Origin of the sequence: Nocardia sp. NPDC059228, assembly GCF_042754245.1 — a bacterium.
In the GTDB taxonomy this organism is placed as follows: domain Bacteria; phylum Actinomycetota; class Actinomycetes; order Mycobacteriales; family Mycobacteriaceae; genus Nocardia.
Genome location: NZ_JBHZAL010000001.1, coordinates 26,755 through 40,941 on the forward strand (window position 1 = coordinate 26,755; position 14,187 = coordinate 40,941).

18 protein-coding genes, 1 pseudogene and 1 riboswitch are annotated in these 14,187 nt (G+C 67.9%); of the genes and pseudogenes, 11 read left to right on the forward strand and 8 right to left on the reverse strand.

Annotated features, from left to right (window positions below; all coding sequences use genetic code 11):
• Nucleotides 1-15: 15 nt before the first annotated feature.
• Genes ACFXKA_RS00115 through ACFXKA_RS00125 form a run of 3 tightly spaced genes read left to right on the forward strand, consistent with a single transcriptional unit; the run spans nucleotide 16 to nucleotide 2,573 of the window.
• Nucleotides 16-987, forward strand: coding sequence for an antibiotic biosynthesis monooxygenase (locus ACFXKA_RS00115; protein WP_379425081.1), 972 nt, complete (start codon nucleotides 16-18; stop codon nucleotides 985-987).
• A gap of 18 nt (nucleotides 988-1,005) precedes the next feature.
• A complete protein-coding gene (locus tag ACFXKA_RS00120; RefSeq protein ID WP_379425082.1) occupies nucleotides 1,006-2,091 on the forward strand; it encodes a hypothetical protein in 1,086 nt (361 codons plus the stop codon).
• Nucleotides 2,091-2,573 (forward strand): nucleoside deaminase, encoded by a 483-nt coding sequence (locus tag ACFXKA_RS00125; protein ID WP_379425084.1) that lies wholly within the window; start codon nucleotides 2,091-2,093, stop codon nucleotides 2,571-2,573. Before ACFXKA_RS00120 ends, ACFXKA_RS00125 begins: the two co-directional genes overlap by 1 nt.
• Nucleotides 2,574-2,609: 36 nt before the next feature.
• Here ACFXKA_RS00125 and ACFXKA_RS00130 read toward each other — a convergent pair whose 3' ends face one another.
• Together ACFXKA_RS00130 and ACFXKA_RS00135 are read right to left on the reverse strand one after the other, a co-directional pair.
• A complete protein-coding gene (locus ACFXKA_RS00130) occupies nucleotides 2,610-3,674 on the reverse strand; it encodes a diacylglycerol kinase (protein ID WP_354831520.1) in 1,065 nt (354 codons plus the stop codon).
• Between the two features lie 25 nt (nucleotides 3,675-3,699).
• Nucleotides 3,700-4,488 (reverse strand): SDR family oxidoreductase, encoded by a 789-nt coding sequence (locus ACFXKA_RS00135; protein WP_379425086.1) that lies wholly within the window; start codon nucleotides 4,486-4,488, stop codon nucleotides 3,700-3,702.
• 148 nt (nucleotides 4,489-4,636) lie between these two features.
• On the opposite strand from ACFXKA_RS00135, the gene ACFXKA_RS00140 reads away from it, so the two are divergent.
• From ACFXKA_RS00140 to ACFXKA_RS00150, 3 genes are all read left to right on the forward strand, one after another.
• Nucleotides 4,637-5,266 (forward strand): TetR family transcriptional regulator, encoded by a 630-nt coding sequence (locus ACFXKA_RS00140; RefSeq protein ID WP_379425088.1) that lies wholly within the window; start codon nucleotides 4,637-4,639, stop codon nucleotides 5,264-5,266.
• 223 nt (nucleotides 5,267-5,489) lie between these two features.
• A complete protein-coding gene (locus ACFXKA_RS00145; protein WP_379425850.1) occupies nucleotides 5,490-5,948 on the forward strand; it encodes a DUF2752 domain-containing protein in 459 nt (152 codons plus the stop codon).
• An 18-nt stretch (nucleotides 5,949-5,966) separates the two neighbouring features.
• Nucleotides 5,967-6,155 carry a hypothetical protein gene (locus ACFXKA_RS00150; RefSeq protein WP_379425089.1) on the forward strand — a complete coding sequence of 63 codons (189 nt, stop codon included), beginning with the start codon at nucleotides 5,967-5,969 and terminating at the stop codon, nucleotides 6,153-6,155.
• Between the two features lie 16 nt (nucleotides 6,156-6,171).
• Here ACFXKA_RS00150 and ACFXKA_RS00155 read toward each other — a convergent pair whose 3' ends face one another.
• From ACFXKA_RS00155 to ACFXKA_RS00165, 3 genes and pseudogenes are all read right to left on the reverse strand, one after another.
• Nucleotides 6,172-7,485, reverse strand: a complete 1,314-nt coding sequence (locus ACFXKA_RS00155; RefSeq protein WP_379425091.1) for an aminotransferase class V-fold PLP-dependent enzyme — start codon at nucleotides 7,483-7,485, stop codon at nucleotides 6,172-6,174.
• A gap of 56 nt (nucleotides 7,486-7,541) precedes the next feature.
• Nucleotides 7,542-7,655: riboswitch (SAM riboswitch) on the reverse strand.
• 63 nt (nucleotides 7,656-7,718) lie between these two features.
• Complete coding sequence (locus ACFXKA_RS00160; RefSeq protein ID WP_379425092.1) at nucleotides 7,719-8,033, reverse strand: hypothetical protein; 315 nt, start codon at nucleotides 8,031-8,033, stop codon at nucleotides 7,719-7,721.
• 33 nt (nucleotides 8,034-8,066) lie between these two features.
• A pseudogene (locus tag ACFXKA_RS00165) lies at nucleotides 8,067-8,171 on the reverse strand (hypothetical protein); the annotation flags it as partial.
• Here ACFXKA_RS00165 and ACFXKA_RS00170 point away from each other — a divergent pair.
• The 3 genes from ACFXKA_RS00170 (at nucleotide 8,128) to ACFXKA_RS00180 (ending at nucleotide 9,955) form a co-directional block, all read left to right on the forward strand.
• Nucleotides 8,128-8,349, forward strand: a complete 222-nt coding sequence (locus ACFXKA_RS00170) for a hypothetical protein (protein ID WP_379425094.1) — start codon at nucleotides 8,128-8,130, stop codon at nucleotides 8,347-8,349. The pseudogene ACFXKA_RS00165 and the gene ACFXKA_RS00170 overlap by 44 nt on opposite strands.
• A gap of 154 nt (nucleotides 8,350-8,503) precedes the next feature.
• Nucleotides 8,504-9,163 (forward strand): heme oxygenase (biliverdin-producing), encoded by a 660-nt coding sequence (locus ACFXKA_RS00175; protein ID WP_379425096.1) that lies wholly within the window; start codon nucleotides 8,504-8,506, stop codon nucleotides 9,161-9,163.
• A gap of 153 nt (nucleotides 9,164-9,316) precedes the next feature.
• Entirely contained in the window at nucleotides 9,317-9,955 is a 639-nt protein-coding gene (locus tag ACFXKA_RS00180) for a LysE family translocator (RefSeq protein WP_379425097.1), read from the forward strand.
• Nucleotides 9,956-9,968: 13 nt separating this feature from the next.
• Here ACFXKA_RS00180 and ACFXKA_RS00185 read toward each other — a convergent pair whose 3' ends face one another.
• The 3 genes from ACFXKA_RS00185 to ACFXKA_RS00195 all read right to left on the reverse strand — a co-directional run bounded on the left by ACFXKA_RS00185 (nucleotide 9,969) and on the right by ACFXKA_RS00195 (nucleotide 11,429).
• The gene (locus ACFXKA_RS00185) at nucleotides 9,969-10,517 is read right to left on the reverse strand and encodes a flavin reductase family protein (RefSeq protein WP_379425099.1); all 549 of its coding nucleotides are present in this window, start codon (nucleotides 10,515-10,517) and stop codon (nucleotides 9,969-9,971) included.
• Between the two features lie 77 nt (nucleotides 10,518-10,594).
• A complete protein-coding gene (locus ACFXKA_RS00190) occupies nucleotides 10,595-11,068 on the reverse strand; it encodes a YbaK/EbsC family protein (RefSeq protein ID WP_354831494.1) in 474 nt (157 codons plus the stop codon).
• Nucleotides 11,069-11,108: 40 nt separating this feature from the next.
• The gene (locus ACFXKA_RS00195) at nucleotides 11,109-11,429 is read right to left on the reverse strand and encodes a 2-oxo-4-hydroxy-4-carboxy-5-ureidoimidazoline decarboxylase (RefSeq protein ID WP_379425101.1); all 321 of its coding nucleotides are present in this window, start codon (nucleotides 11,427-11,429) and stop codon (nucleotides 11,109-11,111) included.
• A 146-nt stretch (nucleotides 11,430-11,575) separates the two neighbouring features.
• On the opposite strand from ACFXKA_RS00195, the gene ACFXKA_RS00200 reads away from it, so the two are divergent.
• Nucleotides 11,576-12,397 carry a crotonase/enoyl-CoA hydratase family protein gene (locus ACFXKA_RS00200; RefSeq protein WP_379425102.1) on the forward strand — a complete coding sequence of 274 codons (822 nt, stop codon included), beginning with the start codon at nucleotides 11,576-11,578 and terminating at the stop codon, nucleotides 12,395-12,397.
• Between the two features lie 72 nt (nucleotides 12,398-12,469).
• Nucleotides 12,470-14,131 (forward strand): MDR family MFS transporter, encoded by a 1,662-nt coding sequence (locus tag ACFXKA_RS00205; RefSeq protein WP_379425104.1) that lies wholly within the window; start codon nucleotides 12,470-12,472, stop codon nucleotides 14,129-14,131.
• Nucleotides 14,132-14,187 lie beyond the last annotated feature (56 nt).

Below are 14,187 nucleotides of genomic sequence, written 5' to 3' on the forward strand. Positions count from 1 at the left end.
GTGCCGGAGACATCGATGACCCGCGAGCAGTCGGCCATCAACGCCGCCACCGTCATCATCGGAGAAACGGTGCGGCCCGGCTGCGAAAAAGCTTTCCTGTCCTGGCAGCACGGGCTGAACACCATGGCGTCGCGCTATCCGGGATTCATCGCCGCCGAGGTCAACCCGCCGACAGCCGTGCAGCCGCACTGGTCGGTGATCTACCGCTTCGATTCGATCGCGAATCTGCGCGCGTGGATCAACAGCGCCACGCGTCAGGACCGGCTCGCCGAAGGACGGCGCTACCTCGAGGGCGCGCCCACGCAGCAGATCGTGACGGGCGGGGCCGCGCCCCCGGACACCCTCGTCACGGCCGTGGTGACCCATCGGGTCCCGCCCGAGCACATCGACGAGTTCCTGGCCTGGCAGGAGCGACTTCGGTTGGCGGAAAACAAGTTTCCGGGTTTCCGCGGTGCCGAGATCTTCCGGCCGATCGAGGGCGTGCAGGACGAGTGGACCATGCTCTACCGCTACGACACCGCCGCTGACCTGGACGGGTGGCTGACCTCGGACGAGCGCCGGCAGCTGCTCGACGAAGGGAAGCGGTTCGGCGACTTTCGATTACGCACGATCGACAACTCGTTCGGCAGCTGGTTCGCGTTCGACGAACCCGGGGGCCGGGCGCGGACGCCGTCGCGGACGAAGACGTCGATCGCGGTGTGGGTCGGCCTGTATCCGACGGTCGTGCTGCTCACCTTGGCGCTGGCGTGGGCCCGGCTCCCGCTGTGGCTGGGCATGGCGATCGGAAACCTGTTGTCCAGCTTCGTCATGACCTTCGTGACGATGCCTTGCTATGTGAATCCATTGCTCGAACGGTGGCTGCACCCGGACCCTGAAGCGCCGACCACGGCGACCAACGTGCGGGGCGCCCTGTTGATCGCCGCGGTGATGGTGTTCTGGGCGGTCGTGTTCTGGCTGGTGACCGTCGTGTTCTGGAAATTGCCGTGAGAAGGAGGAGTGATCGTCATGGCCGAATCCAATGGCCACACAGTCCCGGAATTCATGCGCCCGGTCGTCGCCGACGAGCCGCCCGCGAGTGCGCGCACCGTCGCCGAGCACGCGGTCCTCGCGCTGAACGAGTCGATGTTGCAGCTCTACGAAACATCCCTGGTGAAATTCAAACAGAACATGCGCGACCAGGTGCCCATCATCCTGGCGCTGTTCACCGGCGAAGGCGGGCAGATGATCCTCTACCGGCCCGGGCGGGAGCCTGAATACGCACCGCCGGTGCCGATCGTGTACCAGCTCGCAAAGTCGGTGGGCCACAGCACCATGGCCGTCTACGAGATCGTCTCACCGTACCTGTTCGACGCGTACGCGAATCAGCTGTGGCGAGCCCCGCTCGAGATGTATCGGGCGCAGCAGCGGCCGGCCCTCGAAGGCCTTGACGCCCTGGATATCTCCGAGGACGATCGCTCCCTCCTCCGCACCATCCTGCAGCGCAATCTGACCTTCATGGACGAGTGCCTCGCGCAGGGCGGTTACAGCTACGACGAGGTCGAGAAGTACATCCGCGGCGTCGTACCGTATTCGGCCAAGTCGATCGGCATCGGCTCGAGCGCCCAGGTGGGCCATTGGATGAACGTCATCGAAGGGTGGAAGGAGCAACTCGGCACGGAGTGGGAGCGCACCTACGCGGTCAGCAATTCGCTGTACATCGCACGGCAGAACAACATCCTGTACAGCATTCTCGTCCAATTCATGGGCACCGAGACGATGGGTGACCGGTTGCTGCTCGTCGAGACACCGGAATTCGAGACCACACCCGAGAAGATGCTCGACGTGCTCGGCCGCATCGTCGCCGACCGTTCACTCGGCATGGTCTTCTTCCGCGACTACTTCCTGATGGACGTCGAACTGCTCGGCGGTGGCGGCCGGGCGGCCATCGAGCGGGAGATGGCCAAGCGGGGCAGGAAGGCGTTGCTGCCGACTCTGGCGCCGTTCCATTCCAACGATTGGCCGTGGAAGACGGACCCGGCCAAGGGAACCGGCCCGGCGCGGATGGAAGACGTTGCCGCGGGCGCGGTGATCCGCCCGGAATCGGTCGGCTGATGACGGATTCGACCAGGGATTTCGTGCAGCGCACCATCGAGATCGCGCGAGCCAGCGTCGCCGAGGGCGGACTGCCGTTCGGGACCGTCGTCGTCAAGGACGGTGAAATCCTCGCCGAGGGCCGGAATTGCGTCCCGGCGACTCACGACCCGACCGACCACGCGGAGATTCGCGCCATCCGCGAGGCGTGCCGGAGACTGGGCACGGAGTACCTGACCGGATGCACGGTGTACGCCATCGCCCATCCGTGCCCGATGTGTCTGGCGGCGCTGTATCACTGCGCGCCCGATCAGGTCGTTTTTCTGGCTACCCGCGAGGATTGCGCGCCATATATGGCAGGCGGAAACGACAAATACTTCGAACCTGGCACCTTCTATGACGAGATCGCCAAGCCCTGGGACCAGCGGCGTCTGCCCATGCGCTACCAGCCGCGCGATGACGCCATCGCGGTGTACAAGCTCTATCTGGAACGACAAAGGTGAGGACCGTTGTCGATCCTCACCTTTGTCGTCGGGGGATCAGGAGACCAGGCCGCGGCCGGTGGTCAGGGGGAGATCCATGGCGGTCAGCAGGCCGGGGCGGGCTTGGACCACCGCGGGGATGGCGCTGACCAGGCGGGCAGCGGTGCCGACGACGCCGGCTTCGGCGTGGTCGCCGTTGCTGTAGAGCTGGAGGTCGAGGAGGTAGTCGGGTTCGCCCTTGACTTCGACTCGGTAGCAACCCTTTCCGGCCGGTTGGGGCCAGTCGGGGGCGAGGTCGGGGTGCAGGCGGGTGGTGTGTTCCAGGGTGAGGACCTCGCGGCCCTTGCTGATGCCGTGCACCTGGAAGCGGAGGGCGGCGGCGGTGCCGGCGGCGATGGTGCGACTGCCCACCTTCAGCTCTTCGCTCGCGGGCAGGCGCTCGAAATGCTGTGTGACGGAGTCGAGTTCGATGTCGAGGGCGGCGGCCAGCTGGCGGATGACACTGCCCCAGGCGAGGGTGAGGACGCCGGGCTGGAGCAGCAGTGGCAAGTCGTCGAGGGCGCTGCCGAAGCCCATGATGTCGAACAGGACCTTCGGATTGTCGTAGGTGGAGTAGTCCATCACCTCCGAGCAGATGATCTTGTCGATGCGCTCGGAGCCACTGGACAGCAGCAGCGGCAGCCAGTCATTGGCCCAGCCGGGGTCGATGCCGTTCACCCACAGGGAGGCGCCGCCCTCGTTGGCCGCCTCCACGATCGGGGCGATGGCCTCGTCGGGGAGGGTGCCGTAGGGGAACTGCAGGAAGACGGGGCTGCTGGAGACGACATTGATGCCGGCGCGGAGGAAGGTCTTCAGATCCTCCACCGCCTCCATCAGGCGGTCGTCGGCCATGGCGGTGTGGACGATGCAGTCGGGCTTCAGGGCCAGGAGCGCCTCGGCGTCCTGGGTTGCGGTGACGCCGATCTCGCGGTCGAGACCGGCCAGCTCGCCCGCGTCCTTGCCGGCCTTGGCGGCGCTGGAGACCCAGACGCCGACCAGGTCGAGCTCGGGGCGGGCGATGATGGAGCGCAGGGTGCGGCGGCCGACATTGCCGGTGCTCCACTGGACTACGCGGTACTTCATGGGAAAACTCCTGCGGCGCGGCGGATTACAGATCGGGGATGGGAAGGTCCAGGTTGGGTGCGGCGATACCGCCGTCCACCTCGAGCACCTTGCCGGTGATGTAGCCGCCCGCGCGGGAGCTCAGGTAGACGATCGCGGCGGCGATCTCCCAGGGCTCGCCGAGCCGGTGCAGCGGGGTGGCGTCCTCCATCTGCTGCTTGATCTCCGGTTGCTGCGCAACGACTTCCAGCGCGGAGGTGAGCACCGAGCCGACCGCGATGGCGTTCACCCGGATGCGGGGGGACAGGTCGGCGGCGGCCAGCCGGGTCCAGTGCGCGAGGGCGGCCTTGGCGGTGCCGTAGGCGAGGAAGCCGCGGCCGGGGGAGCGGCCCATCATCGAGGAGATATTGACGACCGAGCCACCGTCGTTCTTCAACATGTACGGCACCGCGGCCTGAGTGAGGGCGTGCGCGGTGGAGACATTGAAACGGAATGCCTCCTCGAGGAATTCGGGGGTGGTGGTGAGGAAGGTGTTGGGCATGGTGCCGCCGACATTGTTGACCACGATGTCGATGCGGCCGAGTTCGGCGGCGGTGGTTTCGGCCAGCGCGGTGACGGCGGAAAGATCCGACAGGTCCGCGGGGACCGTGATGGCGCGGCGGCCGAGCGCGTGGATCTTGCCCGCCACCTCGTCGAGCTGAGCGGCGGTGCGGGCCGAGATGGCCACGTCGGCACCGGCTTCGGCGAGAGCGAGCGCGGTGGCGGCGCCGATGCCGCGGCCCGCGCCGGTCACGACGGCGACGCGGCCGTCCAGTCGGAAGGTGTCCAGGATCATCGCGAATTCAGTCCTTCTGGGAGTGACGACAGTCACAAGCAGCTTTAAGCATTTATTCTTAATCGTCAAGGAGAAGTTCTTTATCCGCTGGTGAGCGCTACAGTGCAGACTGTGGCAAGGATCGACAGGTAGCAGTGACGGTGTCCGAATGGCAGTGACAGAAGCGCGCGAGCGCATCATTCTCGCGGCGGAGCAGCTGATCGCCGAGCGGGGGCAGGCGGTGCCGCTGCGCGATATCGCGGCAGCCGCGGGACAGCGGAACAACTCGGCGATCCAGTACCACTTCGGTTCCCGCGACGGGCTCATCGAGGCCGTGGTCGAACACCGGCTCGCCACCCTCGAGGTGCGGCGGCTGGAACTGCTGGCCGAACAGGCCGGAACGGGTGCGACCGGCGTGCACGACCTGCTGGAGGCGCTGGTCATTCCCATGCTCGAGCTGAGCGACCGGCACGGGATCAATCACTACGCGCGGTTCCTCGAACAGATCCACACCCATCGGGCCGTCACCGACGCGGCCAATCTGGAATCCGCGCGGCGCACCTCGGTACGGGTGATCATGCAGCAGCTGGAGCGGGAACTCACCGAACTGCCGAAACGGTTGCGGCTGCGGCGGTTACGCGCCCTGCCGACCGTGCTGTTCGCCTTACTGGCCGACCACGAGCGGGCCGTGGAGGCCGGGCGGGTGGCCGCGGGGGACGTGACGGCGTGGGGGGAGATCGTGGACATGCTCGCCGGGGCGCTGACCGCGCCGGTGGTGGAGCGTGCGCCGATTCGCTGACGCCGGAACGCGAACGGGCCCGCCCCGGATCGAATCCGGTTCGGGCCGTTCGGAAACCGAGCGCGGTCGACTACCCGCCGGTGTGTGCACGGGTGCGGCGGTCTGCTCGTTCTCCCGCCTCTTCTCGAGCGCGAACCAGACGCCGCCGCTGACGAGATGACGGCCGCCAGGCCGATGAGGCCGAAAGCCCGGTCGACGACTTGTGGTGGTGCGGCTACCGTTGATGGTCGTGGACACCACGGCAGCAGCAGTCATGGAAACGCCCGCCCGGCCGCGGTGGCTCGGCGTCGGGCTACCGCTGCTGACCGGTGGGGCGGTGGCCGGCGGGCTGGCGTTGCTGCACTTCCGGGATCCGCATGTGCAGGGGGCGTACGGAGTGTGCCCGTTCTACGAACTGACCGGATACTGGTGCCCCGGCTGCGGCGGGTTGCGCGGGCTGCACAACCTCACCGATGGCCGGATCCTCGACGCCATCCACAGCAATGTGCTGCTGCTCCCGCTGACTCTGGGCTTCATCGCCTGGTGGGGCGCCTGGGTGGTGCGCGGATGGCGGGGCAATCCGGTGCCGCCGCGACTACCGCAGGTGCTGCCCAGGTACGCGGTGTGGGTCGCCCTGGCATTTCTCCTGGTCTTCACGGTTGTGCGGAACACACCGTGGGGTAGTTGGATCGCGCCGGTTTAGGCGGGGCATGCTCTGTTTATGAGCGATTCGCTGAAGGAGCGCGTGCGGCAGAAGCTGATCCGGCAGCTCGAAGAGGACGGGCCGCCGGACCCCGATCAGGAGGACACCCGGCAGCTCGCCGTCCAGGTCGACCTCGATGCGCTCGACGCGGTGGCCGACGACGATCCACTCGTCGAGGTGCTCGCGGCCCGCTACATGGTGCCCTGACCGGTTCCCGGCCGGTTCAGAAACCGCAGGCAGCCCCGCCCTCGGCCGAACTGCCGAAGGGTCGGGTCTCGGGGACCGGGTTCCAATGTCCTTCGGTGCGGGCGTAATTCCACGCCGGGCCGCGCGCCACCAGGGTCGCGATGGCCTCGACGAGGCGGTCGACATCGGCGGCGGTGGTGCCCAGGCCGATGCTGGCGCGCAGGGCGGTATCGACACCGAGACGGGACAGCAGCGGGTGGGCGCAGAAGCGGCCGTCGCGCACCCCGATGCCGTGCTCGGCGGAGAGGTAGGCGGCCACCTGGCCGGGCTCGAAGCCGTCGACGGTGAACGCGACAATGCCGACCGCGTCGGTGCTGTCGCGCCAGATCCGCAGGAAGTTCACGCCCGGAACGGTTTTCAGGCCGTAGCGCAGGCGGTGGGTGAGGTACTGCTCGTGCTCGATCACGGTGGTCTCGTCCAGCTCGGCGAGGGCATCGCAGGCCGCGGCCAGGGCGGCGACGCCCAGCACGTTCGGGGAACCGGCCTCGTGGCGCTGCGGGGCGGGAGCCCATTCGACGCCCTCGGTGCTCACCGAGCGCACCGCGCCGCCGCCGGCCAGGTAGGGCTGGGCCGCGTCCAGCCAGTCCCGGCGGCCGACCAGCACGCCCGCGCCGAACGGGGCGTAGGTCTTGTGGCCGGAGAAGGCCAGGTAGTCGATGCCGGTGGTGCGCAGGTCGATTCGGCGATGCGGGGCCAGCTGGGCGGCGTCCACCAGGATGCGGGTGCCGCACTGGTGGGCGATCCAGGCCAGCCGCTCCAGCGGCAGCAATTCGCCGGTCACATTGGAGGCGCCCGTAACCGCCAGCAGCGCAGCGGGTTTCGAGCACAGCTCGGCGACCAGGCGCTGGATGGTCTCCTCGATGGTGTCCGCGACCGGAACCACCCGGCGGCCGCGCCGGGTCCAGGGCAGCAGGTTGGCGTGGTGCTCGACGTCCAGCACCACGGTGTCACCGGGCACGCAGGCGGCGAGCAGGTTCAGTGAGTCGGTGGTGTTGCGGGTGAAGACCACCACCTGGTCCTCGGCCGCGTTCAGGAAGCGGGCGACCGAACCGCGGGCCGACTCGTAGCAGTCGGTGGAGACCCGGGAGGCGTACCCCGCGCCGCGGTGCACGCTGGCGTAGTAGGGCAGCAGGTCCGCGACCCGGTCGGTGACCTGCCGCAATGCGGGTGCGCTGGCGGCGTAGTCGAAGTTGGCGTAGCCGGCCGTCCCGCCCTGGACCAGTGGGACCCGCAGGTCACAGCCGGAGACATCGGCGAGGGCGGCACAGGTCTGGTCGGCGATAGCAGTCATCACGAAATCCCGTCGGGTTCATGGACACGCGATCGGGAAAATAGAAATCGATCGAGAGTCCGCGCTTGCCGCGCCCGGTCGGGCGTCGGCCCGGTCGTCACCCGGAGCACCCCACCGCGGAGGAGGGTTGCCGACCAGCAAGCCGGGGCTTCGCGCTGGTACTCATGACCTGATTGCAGAGATTGGCAGACGGCTCGCGGGCTTGTCAACCCCGCCGGGTCGTGGCGCCGCCGTCACGATTTGCGGGCCGCCACGCAGCGTTCGAGGTCGGGCACCCGGACGTCGCGCCCGATCGGGTCGAGATAGCTGGCGGTGTACTCCGGTCCGCCCGCTTGCTCGACGTCGTACCAACCGTAGTCGGCCAGCAGTGCCGGGACCTGGTCCGGATGCAAACCGAAGGTCCAGAGTCGTTGCCGTGCCACGAATCTGCGGTAGGTGGCGGCGCAGCCCTGAAGGTTGGTGCCGTCCAGAAAGTCCTGCCGGATGTAGCTGAAGATGAGCTCGCTGCCGGTCGGGGCCTCGGCGAGAGCTGAAAACGTCGCGCGCACAGCGGGTTCGGTCAGGTACTGCGTGACGCCCTCCCAGAGGAAGAGGGTCCTCGCGTCGGCGCGGTAGCCGTGCTCGGCCAGCGCGGTGGCGAGTGTGCCGGATGTCGCGGATCGCCGGAAGGTGGTGGTCGAGCCGATCCCGGATTCGGACGGGCGGATCGAGGCGGTGGTGGCCCCGCCGCGGGATCGGATCGCGGCGGTACTCGCCGAGTACTGCCCCGAGGAGCTCGAGGTGCTCTTCGATTACTTCACGTGGGCCACGGTCGCGCTGCGGGAGGCTGCGCACGACATGCTGGAGCGTCGCGGGTCGGTGTGACGAACGGCACGACCGTATCGGAAAAATCGTCCGAAAGTTGGATCGGGTGGGCCGCAAAGTTCGAATCGCGCGAACGTTGCTGGGGCGTAGGGTCGGAGTCGAAGTTAGGGTAGCCAAAGTGGTGCCCCCCGAGCTGACCACGAGGAGCCCGACCATGCTGGAGACCAGCACTCCGTTCTCGACGCTCATTCGCACCGCGACCGAGCAGCAGCACAACGAGGCCGAACACTCCACGTTCATGCGCGACATGCTCGGCGGACAGCTCGGGGTGGAGGCCTTCTATCGGTACACCGCCCAGCTCTGGTTCGTCTACGCCGCTCTCGAAAAGCACTCCGCCGCACTGGCTTCCGACCCCGTCGCCGGTCCGTTCGTCAAGCCGGAACTGGCGCGGCTGGCCGCGCTGGAGGCCGACCTGGCCCACCTCGGCGGCGCGAACTGGCGCGATGAACTGGCCGCGCTGCCCGCCACCGCCGCCTACGCCGCCCGCATCGAGGAGTGCGCGGGCGACTGGCCGGCCGGCTATGTCGTCCACCACTACACCCGCTACCTGGGCGATCTCTCCGGCGGCCAGGTCATTCGCGGTACCGCCGAGAAACTGTGGAACCTGCCCAAGAAGGGCGACGGCGTGCGGTTCTACGTCTTCGAGGACATCGCCAACCCGGCCGCGTTCAAGCGCGACTACCGTGCGGCCCTCGACCAGCTTCCCCTCGACGGCCCCGAGGTCGATCGCGTACTCGACGAGGCGCGACTGGCGTTCACGATGAACACTGATCTGTTCCGTGAGCTGGGTGCGGAATTCAGCGCGCGGAACTGAAACTCGCAACCCCGAAGGCCGCCGACCCCCGTTGATCGACAGGGGCGGCGGCCTTCGTCATTTCCGCGGGGCGTCGTTGACCCTGTTCGTCGGGGGCAGGGTCAGCGATCTCACCCTTGCGCCGGGCCGCGGTGATGGGTTGCCATGGAGGGCATGAGTTTTCCGCTGCTACTGAGTTTCATGGGGTTGTGTGTGCTGCTCGCGCTCACGCCGGGGCCGGATACCTTTCTGGTACTGCGATTCTCGATGGCCGGATCGCGACCCGGAATCGCGGCGGCGGTGGGCTCGGCGTTCGGCGGGATCGTGTGGGCCACCGTGGTCGCGGCCGGGGTCGCGGCGCTGCTGGAGCAGTCGGCGACCGCGTATCGCACGCTCAAGGTGATCGGCGGAATCTACCTGGTGTACCTGGGTGTTCGGGCGCTGCTGGCGCATCGGCGCGGGCCCGGCGCGGCGGGCGGCGGGGCGGATGTCGCGGTGGCGCAGGGTGAGCCGGCGTCGCTGCGCTCGGCATTCGCTGCTGGATTGCTGTCGTGCGTCTTCAATCCGAAGGTGGGATTGTTCTACCTCGCGGTGCTGCCGCAGTTCCTGACCCGGGTGACATTCCTCAACACGCTCACGCTCGGGGCCATCGAATCCACTGTCGCGGCAATCGAAATGATCCTGCTGGCGGTGGCGGCCGCGCGGGCGGTGGAGCTGTTGCGACGGCCGCGCGTCCGGGTGCGGCTGGAGCAGGCGAGCGCGGCGATCCTGGCGGCGCTGGGCATCGGCACGGCGGCTTCGGCCGCGGCCTGAATCGGCGCCGGCGTCAGTCGGCGATCTCGGCACGGTGGTACGCACCGTTGTAGTACACCAGCGGGCCGACCGCCGGGGAGCTCTCGGTGTTGTCGTGCACCTGGGTGACCAGGCCGATGACCAGGGTGTGGTCGCCGATCGGGAGGAGCCGATGGACCGTGGCGCGGACCCAGATGGGAGTGCCGTGCAGGACGGGTTCGCCGCTGCCGAGCGTGGTCCACAGGGACCGGTCGGTAAAACGCTCCTCGGCGGTCCGGCTGAACCGCTGGGCCAGGTGCTTCTGATGCTCGCCCAGGAAATGCACCACCAGCGATTCGGCCCGCAGCATGGCTTCGATGCTGGAGGAGGTCTCGGCGATATTGAACGAGATGAGCGGCGGCTGTGCGGAGAGCGAGGCGAACGAGGTGGCGGTGAAGCCCACCGGACCCTGGTCGGACTCGAGCGTGACGATGGTGACCCCGGCGGGATAGTGCCGCATGGCGGCGCGGTACTGCTGCGCGGTAATGCCGCTCAGATCGTCGGGCACGTGTAGCTCGGTGCCGGGCGTCGGGGAATCGCTCACGTCACGAAACTACGTGGTCGAGCGCCCGGTTATTCCACCCTGTAAGAAATTGCCCGGTCCACGCCGGTGGGTGGTGCTCAGTCCACATCGATGGCCAGGCCCGCGGTGATCCGGACCAATTCCCCGAAGGTGGTGCGGAACAGCGTGTTCGGATGCCCGCCCGCGGCCCACAACTCCTGATACTGCGACAGCGCCGTGTCGACGAAGGTCGGCAGATTGGTGGGGTGCCCGAGCGGGGCGACACCCCCGATGGGCTGTCCGGTCACCTCGCGGACCATGGCCGCCGGCGCCCGGGAGAGCGTGCCCTCGAGGCGCTCCCCGGTGCGGCTCAGATGCACCTGGTGCGCACCGGACACCAGCAGCAGCACCGGATCGTCGTCGAGCAGGAAGACCAGCGATTTGGTGATCGCCCCGACGGTCACGCCGAGCGCGTCGGCGGCTTCCTGCGCGGTGTGGGTGGGACTGGGCTGGGTGATGATCACCCCGTGATGGCCGCGCGCGATCAAGGTGTCGGAAACCTTCGACGCGACCGGTGGCAGGGACCTGCGCATGGCAACCAGGGTAGAGCGATTGCGGTGGATGTGCCGAGGATCAGTAGTCGGGATAGCCCTCCTCCGGGCCCAGCAGCTCGGTCAGGCGGTCGCGCACGATCGGGGCCAGCTCCTCGACGGTGCGCTGCGAAACCCGCTGGTGCGCACAGGAATCGAAGACCCGTTCCAGGTCGATCGCGGACAGGGCGTGCAGCTCCGCCGCGGCGGCCGTCTGGAGTGCGGCATGGCCCGGGTACGGGCGGCCGTCGGCGATCTTCTGGGCCCAGGTGACATTGCAGCAGCATTCGTACAGGGCATGGATCGCGCGGCGGCGGTGGAGCGTATTGAAGCGGTCGAGGCCGATTCCGTGATGCATCAACATCCAGACCTCACACACGGGATGGGCGAGTTGTGCGGACCCGCCAATCGTGCGCCGGAATGCGGTTCGAAAACACTGGGACGCAGCAGATTTAGCACAGGATTAACACCGGCCCGATCCGCCCCCGGCACCCCCGATACGCTGGACCGATGACCGAATGGAAGGCTTTCGAGGTCGAAAGCAAGGACCACATCGCCCAGGTGACGCTCACCGGTCCCGGCAAGGGCAATGCCATGGGCCCCGACTTCTGGCGCGAACTGCCGCTGATCTTCGGCGAACTCGACGCCGACCCGGACATCCGCGCCATCGTGCTCACCGGATCCGGCACGCACTTCTCCTACGGCCTGGACCTGCCGGCCATGAGCCCGCTCTTCGGGCCGCTGCTGGCCGACCGGGCGCTCGCCGGGCCGCGCACCGACTTCCTCAAGCACGTGCGCAGCATGCAGGACTCGGTCACCTCGGTCGCCGACTGCGTCAAGCCGGTCATCGCGGCGATCTCCGGCTGGTGCATCGGCGGCGGACTGGACCTCATCGCCGCCGCGGATGTCCGCCTGGCCAGCGCCGACGCCAAGTTCAGCCTGCGCGAGGCCAAGGTGGCCATCGTCGCCGACATCGGCTCGCTGCACCGGCTGCCGGGCATCATCGGCGAGGGGCACGTGCGTGAACTCGCCTACACCGGCAAGGACATCGACGCGGCCCGCGCCGAGAAGATCGGCCTGATCAACGACGTGTACGCCGACCAGCAGGCCGTGCTGGACGCCGCCCACGCCATGGCGCGCGAGATCGCCGCCAACCCGCCGCTGGTGGTGCAGGGCATTAAGGACGTCCTCGACCAGCCCAAGCGCGGCAGGATCGCCGACGGGCTGCGCTATGTGTCGGCCTGGAACTCGGCGTTCCTGCCGTCCGAGGACCTCACCGAGGCCATCCAGGCCGTCTTCGAGAAGCGCCCCCCGGAGTTCAAGGGGAAGTGACCCCGGGGGCCCCGTAAAAGGACCCCGTGCCTCCGGTTCCCGGCCTATCGTTCTTGGCGGGGGACCGGAGGTATGGCCATGGCTACATCCGAGGTGAGCGAGTCGACCGGTGCGGGCGGCTTCACTCATCGCGAAATACTGGTGATCATCAGTGGGCTGCTGCTGGGCATTCTGCTCGCGGCGCTCGATCAGACCATCGTGTCCACCGCGATCCGCACCATCGCCGACGATCTGAACGGGTATTCACTGCAGGCCTGGGCGACCACCGCGTATCTGATCACCGCCACCCTGGCCACGCCGCTGTACGGCAAGCTCTCGGACATGTACGGGCGCAAGCCCTTCTACCTCGCCTCGATCACCATCTTCGTGACCGGCTCGCTGCTGTGCACCTTCGCACAGTCCATGTACGAGCTGGCCGCCTTCCGGGCGCTGCAGGGGCTGGGCGCGGGCGGGCTCATGTCGCTGGCGCTGACCATCGTGGGCGACATCGTGAGCCCGCGCGAAAGGTCCAGGTACCAAGGGTATTTCCTGGCTGTGTTCGGTACGTCGAGTGTGATCGGGCCGGTGCTGGGCGGGCTGTTCGCGGGACAGCACAGCATTCTGGGGATCGCGGGCTGGCGCTGGGTGTTCCTGGTGAACGTGCCCATCGGCCTGTTCACCCTGGTCGTGGTGACCCGGGTGCTGCGCCTGCCGCCACGTGAGAAATCCCGTGACCGCGTGGACTACTGGGGTGCGCTGGCGCTCGTCATCGCCATGAGCCCGCTGCTCATCGTGGCCCAGCAGGGGCGCGAATGGGGCTGGGGCAGTGCGCGATCCATCGTGTGCTACCTGATCGGCGCGCTCGGGGTGATCGCCTTCATCCTGGTGGAAGCCGCGCTGGGCGAGGCCGCGCTCGTCCCGCTGCGCATATTCGCCAACCGCACCTTCGCGCTCGGCGTCGTCATCTCGTTCGTGGTGGGCGCGGGCATGTTCGGCGGAATCCTGCTGCTGCCACAGTATTTGCAGGCCGACCGGGGTGCCGGCCCGATGCTGGGCGGGCTGCAGATGATCCCCATGGTGCTGGGCATGATGATCGGCTCGGTGGTGTCGGGGCAATTGATCTCACGCACCGGGCACTACCGCGTCTACACGCTGCTGGGCTCGGCCATGATCACCATCGGGCTGTTCCTGCTGCACTACCTGAAGGCCGATTCGGCGTTCTGGATCGTGGTGCTGTTCATGCTGTGCGTGGGCTTCGGGCTGGGCAATCTCATGCAGCCGCTCATCGTGGCGCTGCAGAATGCGTTGCCGCCCAAGGACATGGGCGTCTCCACCGCCGCCGCCACCTTCTTCCGGCAGATCGGCGGCACGCTCGGCGCCGCGGTGTTCCTGTCGATCCTGTTCGATCGGCTCGGACCCGATATCCGCGCGCAGCTGCTGGAGTCGGGCAAGGACCGTAAGTTCCAGGACGCCGTCGCCGCCGGGGCGCACGACGGGAATCCCGCGGATATGGCGCTGTCGCAAGGATTTCTGAAGCACGACACCTCGGCGGCGCAGGGGGTGCTGAACGACAGCTCGGTGATCCAGAAGCTCGATCCCGTGCTCGCACACCCGTTCAAGGTGGGATTCGCTGAATCGCTGTCGACGGTCTTCCTGACCACATCCGCCGTCACCCTGCTGGCGTTCGTGCTGGTGGTGTTCTGGAAGGAAGTCCCGCTGCGCACGACCGCCGGGCTCGCGGCCGCTGCCGAGTAGGACGGGGATCCGGAAAACGAAAGGGGCGGAGCGAAATCCGCGCCGCCCCTCGTCAG

Bases quoted from the DNA above. Each gene is read 5' to 3' on its own strand.
- ACFXKA_RS00140 (WP_379425088.1), top strand. From the start codon at position 4,637: ATGGCAGTGACAGAAGCGCGCGAGCGCATCATTCTCGCGGCGGAGCAG.
- ACFXKA_RS00155 (WP_379425091.1), bottom strand. From the start codon at position 7,485: ATGACTGCTATCGCCGACCAGACCTGTGCCGCCCTCGCCGATGTCTCC.
- ACFXKA_RS00150 (WP_379425089.1), top strand. From the start codon at position 5,967: ATGAGCGATTCGCTGAAGGAGCGCGTGCGGCAGAAGCTGATCCGGCAG.
- ACFXKA_RS00175 (WP_379425096.1), top strand. From the start codon at position 8,504: ATGCTGGAGACCAGCACTCCGTTCTCGACGCTCATTCGCACCGCGACC.
- ACFXKA_RS00195 (WP_379425101.1), bottom strand. From the start codon at position 11,429: ATGTTGATGCATCACGGAATCGGCCTCGACCGCTTCAATACGCTCCAC.
- ACFXKA_RS00180 (WP_379425097.1), top strand. From the start codon at position 9,317: ATGAGTTTTCCGCTGCTACTGAGTTTCATGGGGTTGTGTGTGCTGCTC.
- ACFXKA_RS00135 (WP_379425086.1), bottom strand. From the start codon at position 4,488: ATGATCCTGGACACCTTCCGACTGGACGGCCGCGTCGCCGTCGTGACC.
- ACFXKA_RS00190 (WP_354831494.1), bottom strand. From the start codon at position 11,068: ATGCGCAGGTCCCTGCCACCGGTCGCGTCGAAGGTTTCCGACACCTTG.
- ACFXKA_RS00200 (WP_379425102.1), top strand. From the start codon at position 11,576: ATGACCGAATGGAAGGCTTTCGAGGTCGAAAGCAAGGACCACATCGCC.
- ACFXKA_RS00130 (WP_354831520.1), bottom strand. From the start codon at position 3,674: ATGAAGTACCGCGTAGTCCAGTGGAGCACCGGCAATGTCGGCCGCCGC.
- ACFXKA_RS00145 (WP_379425850.1), top strand. From the start codon at position 5,490: ATGGTCGTGGACACCACGGCAGCAGCAGTCATGGAAACGCCCGCCCGG.
- ACFXKA_RS00115 (WP_379425081.1), top strand. From the start codon at position 16: ATGACCCGCGAGCAGTCGGCCATCAACGCCGCCACCGTCATCATCGGA.
- ACFXKA_RS00205 (WP_379425104.1), top strand. From the start codon at position 12,470: ATGGCCATGGCTACATCCGAGGTGAGCGAGTCGACCGGTGCGGGCGGC.
- ACFXKA_RS00125 (WP_379425084.1), top strand. From the start codon at position 2,091: ATGACGGATTCGACCAGGGATTTCGTGCAGCGCACCATCGAGATCGCG.
- ACFXKA_RS00120 (WP_379425082.1), top strand. From the start codon at position 1,006: ATGGCCGAATCCAATGGCCACACAGTCCCGGAATTCATGCGCCCGGTC.